This window comes from Paenarthrobacter sp. PPS72 (assembly GCF_048537125.1).
In the GTDB taxonomy this organism is placed as follows: Bacteria; Actinomycetota; Actinomycetes; order Actinomycetales; family Micrococcaceae; genus Arthrobacter; species Arthrobacter nitroguajacolicus_E.
In genome coordinates this window covers 1-463 of record NZ_JBLYIE010000123.1, presented here as the reverse complement: position 1 = coordinate 463, position 463 = coordinate 1, and the positions used below count along the sequence as shown (strand labels likewise).

The window sequence follows — 463 nt, the reverse complement described above, 5'->3', positions numbered from 1 at the left end:
CCACCGAGCGAGGATCACGCCGATACGCCGCAGCCTTCACCGCGGCAATGATTGCTTTATCGCCCTTGCCGTCGAAGGTCCCGGTATCGGCGGCGAGTTCCTCATCCACCGCGGACCGGTCCTCAACAGAAAGACATGCGGTCTCCTTCACCAGCAGCGTCGCACGCCACTCATTCAACTGCCCGGAGCTCAGCGCCGCCAACGTGCGGGGCATCTCCATCACAAGAGCCTTCGCCAAACCCAGCAACCTCGACCCACGGTTCGGTGAATCGCGCCTCGCCAACGCCACCTGAGCACCCACACCCTGGCCCCGCCCGGAGGCAGGAACACCGGCCTCGGCCTGCTCGGCACGCTGGGCAAGATCAAAAGCCACAGCAACCCGCGCCTGCAAAGCCGTGATGGCCGACTTCATCTCCTCCAACACCCGCAACTGCTCAATCAAGTCACCACTGACAGTGTTGGC

Annotated in this window: 1 pseudogene; it reads right to left on the bottom strand. The window is 63.7% G+C overall.

The annotated features are described in order from the left end of the window. Positions 1-442 (bottom strand): annotated as a pseudogene (locus ACLRGI_RS23390) (HNH endonuclease); the annotation flags it as partial. Between the last annotated feature and the right edge of the window lie 21 nt (positions 443-463).